Here is an 18,935-nt window from a genome sequence, read left to right on the forward strand (position 1 = left end):
TCTTTTTTATGTTTCTTACATGCTTGCTTCTCTCCCGTCTAAATTAAATCTATCCTTTTGAATTCTATCTACATTAAATATACCTTTCAATTCATAAAGTGATAGACTAATTTCTCTAATATTTGCTATAACTACAATCAACTTCCCCTTAATGATCTTAAAGTTTCTTCTCTCTTATAACTTCTAAATTTTAATCTGCAATGATAGATCCTTTTCCGACAATGGAATAGATATAGTCCGCCCTCTCTCAATTCCTCGTAAGCACGTTTTGTCTTTATAAAACTAATTTGTAAATTCTTTACGAGATTATGCATGCAATGAATCCCTTTCCCCGCCTATAAGTTCCCCTGCTAAAATAGATACTTTAATTTGATTGGTAATTTGTTCATAAATCAACACCTTTGAACTGTTAGAAATAATTATTTTCATACCACTCACTCTTCTTCACTTTTTTAAAAGTTTATATGAAATGATGTCATGTACTGCTAGTATGAACATAGCAATAACGTGAATTGTCATAAGTATATTAAAAAATGGGTAAGAATAAGGGGCAATCCATTCATTAAAGAACTTTGATTCCAAAACCCAACTACCTATCCTAGGAATTAAGTCCCCACTATCGTTCATCTTTGGCTCCAGGGAAGTACCATCAACAGCTATAAATATCAATTGAACACTTAAAAATATACCAATTGTGATTATCCAGCGTCTAGCTAAATTAATATTATGAGTTTTTTTTTTGCCTCCCATTTAAACACGTCTCCTCTCATGCTTCATCATTTTGAGTATTTACAAACTTTAAACTTTCTTATAATAGAAGTACAGTGGTTATTATCCTTGGATTCCATAAGCATATAACAAACTGTAAAATACCCTTAATTGACCAAAAGACCTAACAACCCCATATTTTACGATAAATGAAAGCATCTATATAAAAGTTGGGTTCAAACTATTAATTATTCAGCTGTACCTTCAGTCGGTTGCCCATTTTTTATTCTAACGAGGAAAAAGGTTATTTTTGGAATGATTTAATCTTTCATACTTCATGCCAATACGCATGACTTCAATTTTATCATTCGTGACCTCATCCTTTTGTAGATTCGATATACGGTATTAAACAATTTTATTTTTACTGCATACCAACTTCATTAACCTATTTATTAATTTTATATTTTCTAGTTACTTTAGACAGAAAAAACACCCCTGTAGATATTCTTATTCAACGGGGTGAAATGGTTCAATTTTTTAAAGCGGTTAAACTTTGTTTCACAGTCACATCGAAAGTGTTAGAAATTGTTTGTTGGTCGACTAATTTTTGATATAACTGATTTGTTTTATATAGTTCATGATGTGGGCCATAACCAGATACTTTACCATCTTGTATAACAACGATGCAATCTGCGTCCATAACCGTTGAAAGACGATGTGCAATAATTATTGTAGTTCTATCTTTCATTAAATTATTTAAGGCTTCTTGAACAAGTGCCTCAGATTGAACATCCAAATGAGCAGTAGCTTCATCTAATAGTAGAATTTCTGGATCTCGTATAATAGCCCTAGCTATTGCAATTCTTTGTTTTTGCCCACCTGATAAACGAATCCCTCTTTCACCAACTTCCGTATCTAAGCCTTGAGGTAGTGATGAAACAAAAGAATCTAGATTGGACTTTTTTAGAGCATCAAAAATATTGAACTCACTTATATCCCTCTTTACTCCATATACTAAATTCCTCCTAATACTCCCCTCCATAATAGGTGAATCCTGACTAACATATGCAATTTTTTCTCTCCATTCATTGAGCTGATAGGAATATATGGATTTCCCATTGTGATGAATGTCCCCATTTGTAACATTATAAAATCGTTCAAGTAAAGAAAATAAAGTCGTTTTTCCCGCTCCACTTTCTCCTACAATTGCTGTTTTTTGACATCCTTTAGCTATAAAGCTAACATTATTTAATATTTCTCTTTTATCACTATATGAAAACGCAACATTAGAAAATGTAATTCCAACTTCATTTTCTTTATTTGCATTATCTTTGTTTGTTATAATACCTCCTTCAAGTTCCTCCTCTAATAATGAATTAACACGTTCTGTTGCTCCCATTGCTCTTTGAGATTGAGTAAAAAATTGAGCCATTGATGTTACTGGAGCCATAATCTGAAATAGGTAAAACACAATAGCTACTAGTTCTCCTGTTGACAAAGAACCCATTGCAACTTTATAGCCTCCATAACCAAATATACAAACCAATACCATAAGAATTGTTGTTGTAATAAGAGGGAGTACCATCGCCATTATCTTTCCAGATTTTAAACCATACCTATACAATCTTCTTGCACGTTTCCCACCTTGAGCTGCTTCTTCATTTTCAGCAACTGAAAGCTTTACTAAACGAATATCACTTAACACTCTACCAAGATCTCCTTGGAATGATGCAGTTTCATTTTGCAAATTTTTTGAAACACTATACATCCTTTTACCCAGTGGGCTTAAAACCAAAAATGCTAAGGGAAAAACAAGTAGAAAAATAAGCGCAATTGTCCAATCTATAAGAAAAAGAATGATCAAAGAACCTACAATAGTAATCAATCCAGTAAAAAATGGAATCAAGTGATCTACGAAAAAACTTTTCATTACATTAGTATCATTCGTAATTCTACTCATAATTTCACCTGAATTATTTGCATCATAAAATTTTACTGGAAATCTTACTATCCTGCTCCACAAATCTTCTCTTAGACGTACAATTATTTTTTCACCAATATACATCATCATATAAAGAGAAATACCAGAAAGTGAAACTTGTAAAATAAAAACAAGTATTAAGCCCAATATAATAAGCATATTAAATTCATTAACAACTAATATATCAATAAGTTCCTTAGAAATTAATGGAACCACAAGTGATAAACCAGTTTGAATTATTGATAGTATAAACGCTATGCTGAGTAGCCACTTAGAAGGTCTGTATCTATTTAAAATATCTATGAATTGCTTAACAGATAGTGTTTTCATATTTGAATTATCCTTTTCTTCAAAGTTTTTTATGCAGCTTATTAAACACTTATAATACATATGTAAAATTTATATTTTCATAGGATACTAATACCCTTTTACTTTAGGATTCAGTGTTAGCATAAGTATTGCATTATTCATCTATTATGGCTAACACTGGATTCTAACGATTCTTAACCATTAAATGCACTCGTTTTAGATATAAATGTAATATCGAAAGTCCTATTTAAAATTCTAGTTGAGAAAAATACATATTCTATACCCTTATAATTAACTGATAATTATCACTTTTTTCATTTTTTCTTTAAAACTACCGCAAAGGACTCGCTATCGATTACGTAATCTCCCCCATTAACATCTGCATACACCTTTTGAAGAGTAAATCCAGCATCATTCACTTCTTTTTCTAGACTTTCAATACTGAAATGTTGATTCCAATAATTATAATTCACTATCTCGCCATCACCAAAAGCTAGAACATTTTTTGCCAAAGTAACGTTATTAGGATATTTAAATGCAGCGTATAAAGTTAAATGTTTCCTATCCGAAAATAAATTATCTTTTCTAGATAGAGACCACATTAAATTCTCTTGAAAGTTTTCATAACCAGCATCTGATAACACATCTAAAAGAACTAACCCACCAGGTTTTAAACCACGATAGATATTGCTAAGAATTTTTTTCCTATCCTCTGGACTAAAGACACTATAAATTTGATAAATAAGTAGAGCAAGATCAAACTCATTTTGACTCTCAATGTTAGTAATATTTTCAATCCTATAATCTATTGTTAAACCCTTCTTTCTCGCATCACTAATTGCATATTCAATTGATTTTTCATTAAAATCTACACCAACAACGTCGTACCCTTGTATTGCTAACCTTTGAGAATAGAGTCCTGGGCCACAACCTAAGTCAATAACCTTTTTAAACTTCTCTACTGGTGCAATTTTATTAATAAAATCAACAGTTCCATCAATAAAACTGCTCTCCCTACTCCCACCAGGAATATTCTCATCAAAATGAGACTTCAAAACAAGGTCAGCTCTATCTGGATCAAGCCAAATTTCTTGCGTTCCTTTCTCAAATGGTTCAGGGTTTTTTGCTATTTCTAATAACTTTTCCATCTCGTTCACCTTCTATTGATTTTTTTATAGTTTATAAGTATAGTAAAAGAAATCATTGTTTGCTTAGCTGGGGGTCAACTAAGCAAACAATTACTGTATTTATCTTTTTCATCTCAGTTGAATTATATGTAATTAACTGAATACTCATTTAACAATGATTACTTACTGTTGAAGCCCAAATACTAGTTGATGTTACTGTCACTGTAGTGATCGTCGCATCCGCCGCTTGACCCTTTCCGTCTGTGTCATTCGCTAATTTTTGTAATTCTAATACTGCGTTCATCCTGTTCACCTCCTTTATTTGATTAAAGCTGGTTACTGATTAACAATGATTACTTACTGTTGAAGCCCAAATACTAGTTGATGTTACTGTCACTGTAGTGATCGTCGCATCCGCTGCTTGACCTTTTCCGTCTGTGTCATTCGCTAATTTTTGTAATTCTAATACTGCGTTCATCCTGTTCACCTCCTTTATTTGATTAAAGCTGGTTACTGATTAACAATGATTACTTACTGTTGAAGCCCAAATACTAGTTGATGTTACTGTCACTGTAGTGATCGTCGCATCCGCTGCTTGACCTTTTCCGTCTGTGTCATTCGCTAATTTTTGTAATTCTAATACTGCGTTCATCCTGTTCACCTCCTTTATTTGATTAAAGCTGGTTACTGATTAACAATGATTACTTACTGTTGAAGCCCAAATACTAGTTGATGTTACTGTCACTGTAGTGATCGTCGCATCCGCCGCTTGACCTTTTCCGTCTGTGTCATTCGCTAATTTTTGTAATTCTAATACTGCGTTCATCCTGTTCACCTCCTTTATTTGATTAAAGCTGGTTACTGATTAACAATGATTACTTACTGTTGAAGCCCAAATACTAGTTGATGTTACTGTCACTGTAGTGATCGTCGCATCCGCCGCTTGACCTTTTCCGTCTGTGTCATTCGCTAATTTTTGTAATTCTAATACTGCGTTCATCCTGTTCACCTCCTTTATTTGATTAAAGCTGGTTACTGATTAACAATGATTACTTACTGTTGAAGCCCAAATACTAGTTGATGTTACTGTCACTGTAGTGATCGTCGCATCCGCTGCTTGACCTTTTCCGTCTGTGTCATTCGCTAATTTTTGTAATTCTAATACTGCGTTCATCCTGTTCACCTCCTTTATTTGATTAAAGCTGGTTACTGATTAACAATGATTACTTACTGTTGAAGCCCAAATACTAGTTGATGTTACTGTCACTGTAGTGATCGTCGCATCCGCTGCTTGACCTTTTCCGTCTGTGTCATTCGCTAATTTTTGTAATTCTAATACTGCGTTCATCCTGTTCACCTCCTTTATTTGATTAAAGCTGGTTACTGATTAACAATGATTACTTACTGTTGAAGCCCAAATACTAGTTGATGTTACTGTCACTGTAGTGATCGTCGCATCCGCTGCTTGACCTTTTCCGTCTGTGTCATTCGCTAATTTTTGTAATTCTAATACTGCGTTCATCCTGTTCACCTCCTTTATTTGATTAAAGCTGGTTACTGATTAACAATGATTACTTACTGTTGAAGCCCAAATACTAGTTGATGTTACTGTCACTGTAGTGATCGTCGCATCCGCTGCTTGACCTTTTCCGTCTGTGTCATTCGCTAATTTTTGTAATTCTAATACTGCGTTCATCCTGTTCACCTCCTTTATTTGATTAAAGCTGGTTACTGATTAACAATGATTACTTACTGTTGAAGCCCAAATACTAGTTGATGTTACTGTCACTGTAGTGATCGTCGCATCCGCCGCTTGACCTTTTCCGTCTGTGTCATTCGCTAATTTTTGTAATTCTAATACTGCGTTCATCCTGTTCACCTCCTTTATTTGATTAAAGCTGGTTACTGATTAACAATGATTACTTACTGTTGAAGCCCAAATACTAGTTGATGTTACTGTCACTGTAGTGATCGTCGCATCCGCTGCTTGACCTTTTCCGTCTGTGTCATTCGCTAATTTTTGTAATTCTAATACTGCGTTCATCCTGTTCACCTCCTTTATTTGATTAAAGCTGGTTACTGATTAACAATGATTACTTACTGTTGAAGCCCAAATACTAGTTGATGTTACTGTCACTGTAGTGATCGTCGCATCCGCTGCTTGACCTTTTCCGTCTGTGTCATTCGCTAATTTTTGTAATTCTAATACTGCGTTCATCCTGTTCACCTCCTTTATTTGATTAAAGCTGGTTACTGATTAACAATGATTACTTACTGTTGAAGCCCAAATACTAGTTGATGTTACTGTCACTGTAGTGATCGTCGCATCCGCTGCTTGACCTTTTCCGTCTGTGTCATTCGCTAATTTTTGTAATTCTAATACTGCGTTCATCCTGTTCACCTCCTTTATTTGATTAAAGCTGGTTACTGATTAACAATGATTACTTACTGTTGAAGCCCAAATACTAGTTGATGTTACTGTCACTGTAGTGATCGTCGCATCCGCTGCTTGACCTTTTCCGTCTGTGTCATTCGCTAATTTTTGTAATTCTAATACTGCGTTCATCCTGTTCACCTCCTTTATTTGATTAAAGCTGGTTACTGATTAACAATGATTACTTACTGTTGAAGCCCAAATACTAGTTGATGTTACTGTCACTGTAGTGATCGTCGCATCCGCTGCTTGACCTTTTCCGTCTGTGTCATTCGCTAATTTTTGTAATTCTAATACTGCGTTCATCCTGTTCACCTCCTTTATTTGATTAAAGCTGGTTACTGATTAACAATGATTACTTACTGTTGAAGCCCAAATACTAGTTGATGTTACTGTCACTGTAGTGATCGTCGCATCCGCCGCTTGACCTTTTCCGTCTGTGTCATTCGCTAATTTTTGTAATTCTAATACTGCGTTCATCCTGTTCACCTCCTTTATTTGATTAAAGGCATTTATTAAATTTGTCCGCTAGTTACTGATAATTCCTTAGCTTTTGTTCTCGCTAAAAATTCATCTGAATTTATCAAAGGTAACCAATAGATTGGATTATCTTTGACTACTCCCATTAATGCTAAAATTATTCCTGAACTACCTGTATAAACATCATCGGATAATCTATAAGAAAATTGCCCTGGATATACATAATAACCTTTTTTCTCAATTAAAAAGAGATTAAGTAAATTCAATACCTCATTAAGAATCATCTTACGTTCTTTATCAGTTTTAACCATAACAGGAAGTAACATGAAGCTACCTGCGCCATCAAATAAGCCACCACTAATTGTGCAACGTGTCTTTGATAATTTTAAAATCGCATCCATCTCTTCTCTATAAAGGTCTTGTCCACTCACATGGTTTAAAAACCAAATTGAAATAGCAACTCCAATAGAGCCTCCAGAAAGGTATGGCAATAGGCGATTTTTATTATCTACTATTTGTAATACACCCGTTACATCATCTTTTTTTGTCGATTCTAAATCTTTTTTTAGTAATGCCTCAGCCTTTTCTAGATACTTTTTATTATGGGTAGCCGAATAAAGTGCTGAATAAAACAGGGATACACCAGATAGTCCATCAATTAAGCCTATATCAACCGCCATCCAATCATTAACTCTTAGGGGTTCATTTTTAACTCTGTTTATTTCAATTAAACTACCTAACTCTTCTGCTAAATTTAAAAATTCAGTATTTTTAGTTTCCAAGTATAAGCTAATAATGAATATACCTATCCCAGAAAGGCCTGATCGCAAAGAAATATCACTTTTGTTACTATTATCCTTTAAATTATTCAACTCGTTTATGACAACTTCTTTATAACCTCTGTCGTAAAGTAAAGCCAATATGCCTGTTTTCCCAGTAAATAATCCAGTCTCTTTAATTAGAGAAAGATTATTCAACAAAACACTTTGAATCCATTTATCTATTTCTGTACTGCTAGAGCTATTTTTAGTTAGTGCAAAGGCAGCTCCACTTCCTCCTGTTAAAAAATTAAATTTCCCTCCATTCATCTCAAACTGACGAATATCACCATTAATAAACCTTTCATCATTTGTTAAATTATTCTCAACACCTATTAATAACTTATTAATAATAGAAGTTAAATCAAAATCGCTTATCTGATCACTTAGGTTAATTTCTTTAGGATTATATGTTTGATAATCCTGTATTCTCTTATCACATTGCTCTTGTAAATTCAAAATAAAACTATAAAATTCTTCTCCATAATTCTCCTTTATCCAATTAAGGTGATTATATTGTAAATAACCCTCTAAATCTTCTGAAGACAGTAACGGAAGCGCTAAATACCTTATCAATTTCTTAAACCCAAACCAATCTCTTGCACCACTAACCTTCATTTCCTGTGAAACAAATCCAATTGCTGCCAGAGTAGGTCTATCTTCAGATTTTACAGGCATAGCAGTTTCAAAATCTATTATCCTAACAGTTAATTCCTCAGTTACCATTATATTTGCTGGTTGTAAATCACCCATAGCAATCCCATTATTATGCATGCCATCTATTAGAGTGAACAGTTGTAACAGTATTTTTTTTACATTTTCAGCATGATTACTCATACTATTACTATCTCTAAAGAACGGAAAATCTTGGGCAATCCATTGTCTCAAGTCTCGCCCTTCAATAAATTCCTCTACGAGAAAATAATGTTCCCATTCCTGAAAATAATCAATCAAGTTAACAACACCAGGCACATCTTTAAGCTTTTTCAAAGCATCATACTCAATTTTTTGCCTTGCTAAAGCGTCTTGAGCTGCCCCATCTAAACCGGCGCTTGGTCTCGCCTCCTTAATAATTACCTTCAAGTTATCTTTCTTTCGAGTCGCAAGGTATACCCCACCAGCATTACTAAAGCTAAGTGCTGTTTCAATCTTATATTGCTCAAGTCTACTCTCACCTTGGGTTTCCAAATCTCCAGAATTATTAATTGTATTCAGATAATCATCAAAGTCTTTCACAAATTCAGGCACTTGGTAAAAGGGGTTTCTTTGATCCTTAATTAAATTACCTTTCTCATCCCTAATACAATGCTCTCCATGTTTATTAATAATACCTTTAAATCCTCCATATCTATAGAATACATTGCTATTTTTCCATCTCTTATCGTTCAGAATATAAGGTCCTTTTTTAAAATCTTGGATTTCTGAAGAAATCATTTCTAACAATTCAACAAAGACTTCGTTATTTTTAGGGTATATTGTTATAAACTTCCCAGAAGAAGCACGATTAGCATTTTTCGAATTCATCTTCATAAAACTATCTTTATTCTTAAGATGCTTGAACTCAATCTTCTTATCTAAGCATAACCTTGCTACCTTATCTAGTACACTCTTTGAATCTTCTAATGATGAAGTTACATGAATTTTCCACCCTTGTTCTGGGAGTATTGAGCCCTTAACATGATAGTGCTTCCAAACTGAGTCATTGTTTAATATAACAGCATATGTATCAGGAATGTCATTTAGTTCGTATATAGAATCCTGTTCTCTCTCACTCATTTTACCGTAATATTCAGAATTCGGTTTTAAGTAGCGATGATAAAGCATATTACCTTCCATAAAAAGACCTCCATTTAGCTATCTATAATTATTGTTTAGATTCTGCAAAAGATGATCATAAATGATATCTTGGCTGTAAAACTAAAAAATTCAACCATATTAAGAGAAAATCCGCTAAAACACTCTGATTTTACTAGCACGTTATTTAATTTTAATTAACATATTTATTTTTCAATTTATTATAAATAATCCATTATTATCGTAAGTGCTATAGCTAAAATTATATTAGTTATAGCACCCTCACACCAATACTTGATTTCTCTTCTGACTAAGTATCTACTTACAACCAATGCCACTTCAATAAGAGTAAATATATTTTGTTTACATATTAAAATTCTTTCTTATGATATATAAGTATAGAAATAAGAAAAGAAAGAATATATATGATAACACCAAATATTGTATATAGAATTGAAATATATATAACTGGACTTAAGTTCGATAGTGGTAATTGTTCTATTAGATATCCAATCACGCCCTGCAATCCAAAATATGCCAGAAGACCCCCACATGCACTTCCAATTGTAATAGCATCAGATTTTTCCGCACCGAAAACATAGAGGAGTGGATAAGATATTGCACCTGCATTAAGGATTATGAAAATCCCCAAAGAAATGCCCTTAAATATACTATCATCGATTGTTGCACCTGAAATTAAACCATATACATAAAATATGCCACATGATAATAAAGTACCAATAATTACAACTAAAAAATAGAAAAAGTAGTGACTTTGTACAATATTACCCCTAGTAACCGGTAAAGTAAGTACGTATTTATCATAACCAGACTTACTCTCATGTTTAACAACTTCAAGTGCAGGAATCGCCGCAAATAATATAGTGCATACAGCAATCAAATTGTACATTGAAGCATCTCCAAAATAAAAAATTAATCCAGACCCCAATATAGCTACTGCCATGAACATTAAAAAAGTTCGATAAATTAGGTAATAGCTTGTCAATAATAAACCTCTCACTTATTTTCACTCCTTGTTAATAAAACACTAATTTCTTCCATTGAGACATTTCTAAAAACAAAATCATTTGGTAATGTATTTACATCTGATACAAGTACACTAAAATAAGATCCATAGTTCCTTTTTGCCACAATGATGTCTTTGTTGATTAAGGATAGTTGTTTTCCCTCAATATCTACAATCGCATAGCTTTTCAAAACCTTATCTTTCTCTTCATTTAATATAATTTCTCCATCTTTTATAATGACAAGATGAGTAGCTATTTTCTCTACATCACTCATAATATGAGAAGAAAGTAATATACCACAGTTATTCTTACTCGCAAAACTTTTTAATTCATCTAGCACTTCTTCCCTTGATGCGGCATCAAGCCCTCCCGTCGCTTCATCTAAAATTAATAATTTTGCATTATGCGACAACGCAACAGCTATAGACAATTTCATTGACATCCCACGTGAGAATTTATCTACCTTTTTATCTATAGGTAAAGAAAAAGAATTAACTAATCTATAAAAATTATCTTGGTCCCAAGATTCAAACATTTTTTCAAAAACTTTACTTAATTGTTTTATTGTAAGATGAGCCGGTAGATTCATAGCATCAAATACGACCCCGATCTCTTCCTTAATCTTGGCATGTTTATTTATATTTTCTTCTCCTAATATTTTAACTGTACCGCCATCTTTAGAAATTAATCCTAGTACTGTTTTAAATGTTGTTGATTTACCTGCCCCGTTATTACCGATGAATCCAACAATTGATCCTGAAGGCACATTGAATGTAATATTTTTTAGGATAACTTTATCGTCATAAGATTTTTGAATGTTTTTAATTTCTAAAAGGTTTGACATCGTTTCACTCCTGTCATAATAACTAGATTGCTTCCAAAAAAATTCGGGTTGATTTGAAATATCTTTTTATAATTTATCCAAGTTAGCATTGTAGCTTCCTCATCTATAAATATGATTGTTTTATCCCATATTTATTTGATAGGAAATTCTAGGTAAATTTTATCTATTATTTATATTGTCTATTGAAGCACCTTCTTTCAAGATATACGATTAAAAATTAAAAACTGGCGAAGGATAAGGAGCACTCTAGTATTTGACTCTGTCATTTTTACAAAGTGCTTGTTGTTCATTTCATGAAGCGGGATGGAATCTACCTCCTCAATTTTTCTATTTCTAATGTAATAGCTATAAGTATCGCTATCAGGGAAAACTAAAGCCTAAGCCATTAATACAATATGTAATATGAAGCGATAAAAAATCAAAATGTCATGGGAATAAAACACCAAATTAATTTTCAATTTACCAATTCTATGGGATTTACATATCACTATCTGTTTTTTACAAATAGTAAAAAACTAGAGTTTTTATCGCCTTTCTTTGTATATTGTATATATATATTATATATAATAATATGAATTCCAGCTTATTTCAATATTTTTACTGAATTTTACAATGTTTTTTTAAATGCGTCTGAAAAATCAAGCTATATACTTACTTTCACTTTCCTTGAAGAAATTTATGAATATTTCTATCATGTTTTAATTAAAAAGAATTTATTATCCCCCCTTATATTTCGATGAACCGAAGATAAGAAACAGTTATTATCCAAAACCTCAATAAAACTAATTATTACGATATTGTATTTTTATGTTTTTATTGTTATTTTTAGATATCTAACAATTTGCCACTCACTTACTCGACTAATACGTAAGCGGATTCAATTTTAGTACTGAGTACTTGGTTAGATTCTGAACCTATCTATAACTTGTATTAATACAAGAATTTTCTTGCAATTCATTTTATTCCCCTTTTACAATTAGCGTTGTTCTTGATTCATCAGAAAAATGTAAATGTAGTACTTCTTCAAGATCGTTTTCGGTTAGATTTTCAAGCATTGGCAAAACGTCAAATAAATCCATATCATTAAAACGATAGCGTGTAAATTGATTAGCGATAAATTGAGGAGAGTTAATAGCACTTAAGAAGTTGCCAATCTCTTTCTTAATTACACGTTGTGCATCTTCCTTCTTTATTGATTCCTTCTTAAACTCAAAGATAGTTTCATTGACAATTTTTATAATTTCTTCAGGCTCTTGGCTACCTCCACCAATTACCGAAAAACCAAAATACTTTTCATTTGTATAATCAAAAGTAAACGATTCATCCAAATAACCATTATCATACATCTTCTCGTACGCTTTAGAGCCCTTACCAAACATTAGCTCCAGTAAAACATTTAGAGATAGCTCATATTTAAGCAACTCTTTACCTTGTCTCATAGGATTAGCTTCCTTATATCCAATAAAAACTTTAGGTATTTGAACTGGAAGTTTCATAATACTTGACCTTTTATTCACTTTTGCATCTTCATTAGGGAATATACGTTGAATCTCTTCAGGGTCTGGAAATGTTTTTCTCCCTTGATTTTCCCGAATGAGCTTTATTACTTCTTCAGGAACTACAGGTCCGATAATAAAAAGTAACATATTGTTAGGATGATAGAAAGTATTATAGCAAGAGTATAAATCCTCTTTAGTGATTTGATTAATAGAATCTATTGTTCCCGCTATATCAATTTTCACAGGATGACTCTTATACATATTTTCTAAGATTCCAAATCGGGCACGCCAATTCGGATTATCATCATACATTTTTATTTCCTGTTCAATGATGCCTCTTTCCTTTTCAACCGTTTCATCTGTAAAGTATGGATCTTGAACAAAGTCTAGAAGAGCTATAAGATTTTTGTTTATTTCAGACGTAGCTGATACTGTATAGGCCGTACGAGTAAAATTTGTAAAAGCATTAACAGAAGCTCCTTGCTTTGCAAATGTATGAAAAACATCACCCTTTTCACTTTCAAACATTTTATGTTCTAAGAAATGTGCTATTCCATCTGGAACTTGAGTGGAACATTCTTTCCCTTGAGATGAGAATTTGTTATCTATTGAACCATATTTTGTTGTGAATGTCGCAAATGTTTTATGAAACTCTTTCTTAGGAAGTATGAAAACTTCAAGACCATTGGCGAGCTTTTCTTGATATATTGTCTCTCCTAATTTCTTATAAATTATTGAATTCATTTTATTTATCCCTTTCTATTTAAGAAGTAGATAGTATCTAGTTCCCATTTATTAACAGCTCGAATAACATCGCTTTTTGATACCATACGAATTCTTTTAATCTGATCATTTATTTTATTAGATAATCCACTATCAACCGCTTGAATAGATATATCCATAATTCCTAGAGGAGTATCGTATGCTTCTAGGAATAGATTAATCAACATCGCTTTACCTTGTTCAACTTCAGCATCAGTAAAGTCCCCCTCTTTCATCGCATACTCTTGTTTTCTCATAATTTCAATTGCACGTTCATAATTATCAAAATCAATTCCAGCCATCGTTGTTAATATTCCTTTATTGCTTTCTATTTGTGAAAGTACAAAATAAGCAAGGCTTTCCTTTTCACGTAAATTAACGAATAATTTAGAAGATGGAAACCTACCAAAGATTGCGTTCGCTACCCTTGTAGCTTCATAATCCTCATCTTGTATTGTCGAAAAAGTTCTATAGCCTAAAAGAAGTTTCCCTTGCTTCACATCCATTTTATCTTGAATAATCTTGACACCATTTACAGCTTTCCTATCTGAAGAAATCTTCTTTATAAGTTTGGTGTCATGTTGTTCAGAAAAAACATCTTGTACCATTAATTTAATCTCATTCTCATTCAGGGTACCAACGATGAATAAATCAAAACAAGCGTTTTGAAGTAGTTCTTCATATACTTGATAAATAGATGCAGCATTAAGTGAAGCAATATCTTCTTCTCTCCCAAATACAGACAGTTGATACGGTTCACCTTTAAACATCTCTTCTATCAAACGAATATTGGCGTATAGCATTTTCTCATTGTACACTGAAGCAAGTCGGTGCTTTAATGAACGTTTCTCTTGTTCAACAATTGTGGAATTAAATACTCCATTTTCAAGCAGTGGACTGTAAACAACCTCGTGCAATAAATCTAAAGATGATTTTAACAAAGAGTTAGGTACATTAAGAAATTTATCTGCAGGTAGCTCCATTCTAAAAGCAATAATTTGATTCTCACCCTTTTTTAGGACATCTGTTGAAAGAGTGGCTCCATACATCTCATCAAGTTTTTGTTTTAATAGCTTACGATTCGGGTAATTTATTGATCCTCCATTCAGAATATAAGGAATTAATGCTCTTGCGGTAGTGAAATCCTCTTGAAGAGGTGCTTTTATCATCAACATTATACTAATTGTCTTAAATTTATCTGTGTTACATAGGTGTAGCTGTAACCCATTTTGTTCACTGGAACTTATATGTATATCTTCCATCTTTCATATCCCTCTCCTCATATATTATTACTTTAATTTGGTTATTATTACGCCCATTCTGTATACCCCTAAAAATATATTAAGTAAACTTCTACTTTTATTGTTAGAATCTCTGTATTGAACAAGAAATATATACTAATCTTAAACTCCGGTTTTGTATATTATCATATTTTAATGTGAAATATTAAGGAGACACATATATTTGTAGAATTCCCTTAATATATAAGATATTCACATTTAAATAATTTTCACACACAATCCAATACAACGTCTTTAAAACTACTGCAATAAAAGAAAAGTAATCAAAAGGGCAATCCAGTAATAAAATTCGTCATTTTCCTCTAGTAACAGGTTGTTAAGCTTCCTGATCAAAGTATTTAATATATAATAAGCAATAAAATATCCCTACTTATCCCCACATTTAATGGTATCTAAAAATTAACATGTAGATAGTGATAAAACGCATATATGTAATAAACCTCCCTTCAATGTATAGCGCCTTAAATAAAATCCGTTACGGAATTTATTTTGTTTAAAAATTTTAACTTTATACAATTTTACAATAACTTAACCTGGTAATATAAGTCAAATGAAATTCATTTCGTTTTAAATTCGATAAAAATTCATGTTTCCTACTTGTTTTTATTTCTTTTAAATAAATTGAACAACCTTATTGGATACATCTTGAATCTTTAACTATAGCTTTATAATTTGCACCTCTTCTGAAACTCAACCTTGTTTAATCTACTTTTCAATTTCAGATGTTCTTTTTCTTTTAGATATAAAAACACCCCTCTCAACAAAAATGCCTAAAGGGGTAAAATAGTACTATTTTCTTTTAAATCCACAATAATATTATTAATGTTCTTCCTTCTACTGTAAATCTTTCCAGAGCATGGTCTCCCTTTTTCTATACAATCAAACATCTACAATTAAAAGCACAAGCTCTACACCTTTTGGTGCGACGGGAGAATTCTTAAATGGCTTTGCGTTCGCATCCCATTTTTGTTTTGAATAGCCTCAAGATAAGAGGACTCATTCCTCCTCAGATAAGGAACTTACAACATCGTTTGATTAAGTTACTTTCACTTTTATATTTATCTTGCTATTACATATTTATTTTAATCAAGGTACGTATCGATAGGTGTACGAAAAAGATGACTTTCCCTAGAATAAATCGCAATTCAAAGATTATTCATACAATTCTTTTCCTCATTCAAGAATATGCTTGAATAAAAGAAGATACCATCTTACTTAAGAATGGCTTCCGTTTCCTGAATAACATTATTTCTAATGTTTAAGTATTATATTAAAATTCAATATCTAAGATGCGTTACACCAGAGGCCCCAATCAGTATCTAGCCCAGCAGCATATATAAAAACTCCATCGAAACCCGTGTAGGACCAACCTCCAGAAAAATTGATTCAAGGTTTACTTCTCCCTGTCGAACAATGATTATTAAAGGACTATTACTACAATTTCAGTCATATAACTTTATATCCCCAAAAAGAATATTGCTGCTTCTTGCATCATACATCTAATCGAATTTCACTTGAGTTTTTCAGTTGGTACAAAGAACCCACTTAGAACGCTTTTCGCTGATACATAGCTGTGGTAATCCCCCAAGAAATAACATAGACTCCCACAATAACAAGTGTCGCTAACGTATATAAAGCCGGGATAGATAAATTGACAGTAAAATCAGTTATTACTGTTGAGTGTTCAGTTATAAACGATGCAATAGGCCGTGCTATCCATGTTAAAATAATAAAGCTTATGAGAACAACTGTTGTAATATAGCCTGGTTTAAATATATAAAATAATGGGAAGGTAAACGCAACAAATAATAAAAATAAGCCGCTGCCAATCGCAATATCAGTAATCGTAAAAGGTTCATTGAAAGTAAATAATACTAAACTTGTCACCCCAATGGATAGAATCATATATACGATAGCGCCAATATAACGTGATGCGATAATTTCCCTACGTGTGTAGGGTAAGGAATTTAATAATATATTTGTCTCTACTTTTTCATCGTAAGCATATGTATTAAAGGGAATAAAAATACTGGCAACCAGAAAAATCAAAACTGGAGGTACGCCCAAAATGATAAAGATTACGATAAAGGGAATAAAGATTAATAGCTGTTTCTTCTGTAGTATGACATCACGTCTGATTAAATTAAACATGGGGTCTGCCTCCCTTTAAAGTAATACATGATATCTTCCAGAGAGGCGCGTTCAATGACAACTGTATCCCCGAAAGTACTTTTCACTTCTTTAATATTATCCGTTAATGCTTCAAACCCTGTTGGAGCACGATGAACATAAACAAATGCCCTTTCAGTGTCTCTATCTAGCAGATCCAATCCTCCTTTAACGAGCGCATAGTTTTCAACTACATCGTGAATGGACTGATTAAATACTAATTTCCCATTCTGCATAAAAGTAATATAATCTGCGATGCGATCTAAATCTGTTGTAATATGTGTAGAGAAGAAAATGGTACGATTACCATCAATCATTGACTCCTGTAAAAGATCCAACAGCTCTCGTCTAAATATGGGGTCTAGGCCTGCTGTCGGCTCGTCCATAATAATTAGCTCTGCATGATGTGATAGTGCTATCGCCAATGAAGTCTTCATTTGCATCCCTTTTGAGAAAGTTTTTATCGCTTTATTTAGCGGTAATTCGAATTTTTCAACATATTGATAAAATAATGTATCATCCCAGTGTTTGTAAGCTGGTGCAACAATACGTTTTATATCTTTTAAGTCCAGCCCTTCAAAAAATACATTCTCATCGTATACAAACCCAATGCGTTCCTTGATCGCCTTCTCATGCGTCTTGTAGTCCAATCCGAAAAGCTTAACTTCTCCGAAATCCGGTTTTAATAGATTCATCATCATTTTTATGATTGTAGACTTACCGGCCCCATTTGCTCCAATAAATCCCGTTACAAAGCCTTGCTTCACTTGTAAATCAATATTTTCAACGGAAAAATCTTTGAATTTCTTCGTTACATTTTTTAAGTCAACCACATTTCCCATTCATTTCACTCCTCATATAAAATCTTCAATAATTGCTGTATTTCATCAAGTGGTATCCCAATTTCTTTACTATTCGTTATGACCGCACTCAATTGTTCCTCAATGACCTTCAGCTTCTTCTCTCTCATGACCTCTAGATTTTGCTCTGCGATAAAAGAACCTTTTCCTACAATGGAATAAATAAAGCCTGCCTTTTCCAATTCCTCATAGGCACGTTTCGTTGTAATTACACTAACTTGTAAATCCTTTGCAAGATTACGCATGGAAGGTATTGCTGTCCCCTCCTGTAGTTCACCTGCTAAAATATACGATTTGATTTGATTCGTAATTTGTTCATAAATCGGCTCCTTTGAACTGTTCGAAATAATTATTTGCATACCAATACCTCTTTTGTATTTTTTTGTAAGAACATTTGAAATAATGTCCTGTACTGTGGCTTCAGGAAAATGCCCTCAACGCAATATAAATCAATTATATAATTAAAAATGTAACAAGGGGAATCATCTAGCAATTTGCATAACTAATATAGTATCACTTTATTGTTCCTGACATCTGAAAATCTCTCCACTCACACTTCATCATGTTGAGTAGTTACTAATTTCAAATTCTCTATAAAATATTAGTAATGGTCACCCCTCCATTTATTATCATCGAAAACTTATTTCAATATAATTCCTCATATAGTTTATATAATGTATATAAACTATATGAGGAATTATATACACACTTAAAACATCGTGCAACTACTTTTATTTGAAAAGAAAGAAAGTTATATACCAACCTTGAAGCAATAGAACAGAAGCTTAGTACAAGAACGTTTACATTAAAATTGGATAATA

General features: G+C 32.6%; 27 protein-coding genes and 1 pseudogene. All 28 read right to left on the bottom strand.

The window, feature by feature from the left end:
- Window positions 1-15: 15 nt before the first annotated feature.
- Window positions 16-429 (bottom strand): annotated as a pseudogene (locus MKY38_RS18030) (GntR family transcriptional regulator).
- Between the two features lie 15 nt (window positions 430-444).
- Window positions 445-750 carry a YfzA family protein gene (locus MKY38_RS18035; protein ID WP_098225452.1) on the bottom strand — a complete coding sequence of 102 codons (306 nt, stop codon included), beginning with the start codon at window positions 748-750 and terminating at the stop codon, window positions 445-447.
- A 487-nt stretch (window positions 751-1,237) separates the two neighbouring features.
- A complete protein-coding gene (locus tag MKY38_RS18040; RefSeq protein WP_075396503.1) occupies window positions 1,238-3,019 on the bottom strand; it encodes an ABC transporter ATP-binding protein in 1,782 nt (593 codons plus the stop codon).
- Between the two features lie 293 nt (window positions 3,020-3,312).
- Complete coding sequence (locus MKY38_RS18045) at window positions 3,313-4,146, bottom strand: class I SAM-dependent methyltransferase (protein WP_098225451.1); 834 nt, start codon at window positions 4,144-4,146, stop codon at window positions 3,313-3,315.
- A 148-nt stretch (window positions 4,147-4,294) separates the two neighbouring features.
- The gene (locus tag MKY38_RS18050; RefSeq protein ID WP_170924637.1) at window positions 4,295-4,429 is read right to left on the bottom strand and encodes a class III lanthipeptide; all 135 of its coding nucleotides are present in this window, start codon (window positions 4,427-4,429) and stop codon (window positions 4,295-4,297) included.
- Between the two features lie 39 nt (window positions 4,430-4,468).
- Window positions 4,469-4,603 (bottom strand): class III lanthipeptide, encoded by a 135-nt coding sequence (locus MKY38_RS18055; protein WP_170924637.1) that lies wholly within the window; start codon window positions 4,601-4,603, stop codon window positions 4,469-4,471.
- Between the two features lie 39 nt (window positions 4,604-4,642).
- Entirely contained in the window at window positions 4,643-4,777 is a 135-nt protein-coding gene (locus MKY38_RS18060; RefSeq protein ID WP_170924637.1) for a class III lanthipeptide, read from the bottom strand.
- 39 nt (window positions 4,778-4,816) lie between these two features.
- On the bottom strand, window positions 4,817-4,951 hold the full coding sequence (locus tag MKY38_RS18065; RefSeq protein ID WP_170924637.1) for a class III lanthipeptide: 135 nt from the start codon (window positions 4,949-4,951) through the stop codon (window positions 4,817-4,819).
- Window positions 4,952-4,990: 39 nt separating this feature from the next.
- Window positions 4,991-5,125, bottom strand: coding sequence for a class III lanthipeptide (locus MKY38_RS18070; protein WP_170924637.1), 135 nt, complete (start codon window positions 5,123-5,125; stop codon window positions 4,991-4,993).
- Window positions 5,126-5,164: 39 nt separating this feature from the next.
- Window positions 5,165-5,299: a class III lanthipeptide gene (locus MKY38_RS18075; protein WP_170924637.1), complete on the bottom strand. Its 135-nt coding sequence runs from the start codon at window positions 5,297-5,299 to the stop codon at window positions 5,165-5,167.
- Between the two features lie 39 nt (window positions 5,300-5,338).
- The gene (locus MKY38_RS18080) at window positions 5,339-5,473 is read right to left on the bottom strand and encodes a class III lanthipeptide (RefSeq protein ID WP_170924637.1); all 135 of its coding nucleotides are present in this window, start codon (window positions 5,471-5,473) and stop codon (window positions 5,339-5,341) included.
- Between the two features lie 39 nt (window positions 5,474-5,512).
- Window positions 5,513-5,647 (bottom strand): class III lanthipeptide, encoded by a 135-nt coding sequence (locus tag MKY38_RS18085; protein WP_170924637.1) that lies wholly within the window; start codon window positions 5,645-5,647, stop codon window positions 5,513-5,515.
- A gap of 39 nt (window positions 5,648-5,686) precedes the next feature.
- Entirely contained in the window at window positions 5,687-5,821 is a 135-nt protein-coding gene (locus tag MKY38_RS18090) for a class III lanthipeptide (RefSeq protein WP_170924637.1), read from the bottom strand.
- 39 nt (window positions 5,822-5,860) lie between these two features.
- Window positions 5,861-5,995 carry a class III lanthipeptide gene (locus MKY38_RS18095; protein WP_170924637.1) on the bottom strand — a complete coding sequence of 45 codons (135 nt, stop codon included), beginning with the start codon at window positions 5,993-5,995 and terminating at the stop codon, window positions 5,861-5,863.
- Between the two features lie 39 nt (window positions 5,996-6,034).
- Window positions 6,035-6,169 carry a class III lanthipeptide gene (locus MKY38_RS18100; RefSeq protein ID WP_170924637.1) on the bottom strand — a complete coding sequence of 45 codons (135 nt, stop codon included), beginning with the start codon at window positions 6,167-6,169 and terminating at the stop codon, window positions 6,035-6,037.
- A gap of 39 nt (window positions 6,170-6,208) precedes the next feature.
- Entirely contained in the window at window positions 6,209-6,343 is a 135-nt protein-coding gene (locus tag MKY38_RS18105) for a class III lanthipeptide (RefSeq protein WP_170924637.1), read from the bottom strand.
- Window positions 6,344-6,382: 39 nt separating this feature from the next.
- Window positions 6,383-6,517 carry a class III lanthipeptide gene (locus tag MKY38_RS18110; protein WP_170924637.1) on the bottom strand — a complete coding sequence of 45 codons (135 nt, stop codon included), beginning with the start codon at window positions 6,515-6,517 and terminating at the stop codon, window positions 6,383-6,385.
- Between the two features lie 39 nt (window positions 6,518-6,556).
- Window positions 6,557-6,691 (bottom strand): class III lanthipeptide, encoded by a 135-nt coding sequence (locus tag MKY38_RS18115; RefSeq protein WP_170924637.1) that lies wholly within the window; start codon window positions 6,689-6,691, stop codon window positions 6,557-6,559.
- Window positions 6,692-6,730: 39 nt separating this feature from the next.
- Window positions 6,731-6,865: a class III lanthipeptide gene (locus MKY38_RS18120; protein ID WP_170924637.1), complete on the bottom strand. Its 135-nt coding sequence runs from the start codon at window positions 6,863-6,865 to the stop codon at window positions 6,731-6,733.
- 39 nt (window positions 6,866-6,904) lie between these two features.
- The gene (locus tag MKY38_RS18125; protein ID WP_170924637.1) at window positions 6,905-7,039 is read right to left on the bottom strand and encodes a class III lanthipeptide; all 135 of its coding nucleotides are present in this window, start codon (window positions 7,037-7,039) and stop codon (window positions 6,905-6,907) included.
- A 35-nt stretch (window positions 7,040-7,074) separates the two neighbouring features.
- Window positions 7,075-9,693 carry a class III lanthionine synthetase LanKC gene (gene lanKC, locus MKY38_RS18130; RefSeq protein ID WP_098225449.1) on the bottom strand — a complete coding sequence of 873 codons (2,619 nt, stop codon included), beginning with the start codon at window positions 9,691-9,693 and terminating at the stop codon, window positions 7,075-7,077.
- A 328-nt stretch (window positions 9,694-10,021) separates the two neighbouring features.
- On the bottom strand, window positions 10,022-10,672 hold the full coding sequence (locus MKY38_RS18135) for an ABC-2 transporter permease (RefSeq protein ID WP_098225447.1): 651 nt from the start codon (window positions 10,670-10,672) through the stop codon (window positions 10,022-10,024).
- Window positions 10,669-11,523 carry an ABC transporter ATP-binding protein gene (locus MKY38_RS18140; RefSeq protein WP_098225445.1) on the bottom strand — a complete coding sequence of 285 codons (855 nt, stop codon included), beginning with the start codon at window positions 11,521-11,523 and terminating at the stop codon, window positions 10,669-10,671. The genes MKY38_RS18135 and MKY38_RS18140 overlap by 4 nt, the downstream gene beginning before the upstream one ends.
- 959 nt (window positions 11,524-12,482) lie before the next feature.
- Window positions 12,483-13,766, bottom strand: coding sequence for an EF-P 5-aminopentanol modification-associated protein YfmH (yfmH, locus tag MKY38_RS18145; RefSeq protein ID WP_098225444.1), 1,284 nt, complete (start codon window positions 13,764-13,766; stop codon window positions 12,483-12,485).
- A gap of 5 nt (window positions 13,767-13,771) precedes the next feature.
- Window positions 13,772-15,046 carry an EF-P 5-aminopentanol modification-associated protein YfmF gene (gene yfmF / locus MKY38_RS18150; RefSeq protein WP_098225442.1) on the bottom strand — a complete coding sequence of 425 codons (1,275 nt, stop codon included), beginning with the start codon at window positions 15,044-15,046 and terminating at the stop codon, window positions 13,772-13,774.
- A 1,584-nt stretch (window positions 15,047-16,630) separates the two neighbouring features.
- Window positions 16,631-17,236, bottom strand: a complete 606-nt coding sequence (locus MKY38_RS18155) for an ABC-2 transporter permease (RefSeq protein ID WP_098225441.1) — start codon at window positions 17,234-17,236, stop codon at window positions 16,631-16,633.
- On the bottom strand, window positions 17,224-18,096 hold the full coding sequence (locus MKY38_RS18160; protein WP_098225440.1) for an ABC transporter ATP-binding protein: 873 nt from the start codon (window positions 18,094-18,096) through the stop codon (window positions 17,224-17,226). Before MKY38_RS18160 ends, MKY38_RS18155 begins: the two co-directional genes overlap by 13 nt.
- A gap of 5 nt (window positions 18,097-18,101) precedes the next feature.
- Window positions 18,102-18,473 (bottom strand): GntR family transcriptional regulator, encoded by a 372-nt coding sequence (locus MKY38_RS18165; protein WP_075396495.1) that lies wholly within the window; start codon window positions 18,471-18,473, stop codon window positions 18,102-18,104.
- Window positions 18,474-18,935: the final 462 nt, after the last annotated feature.

This window comes from Bacillus sp. FSL R5-0585 (assembly GCF_038004545.1).
Lineage (GTDB): Bacteria > Bacillota > Bacilli > Bacillales > Bacillaceae_G > Bacillus_A > Bacillus_A cereus.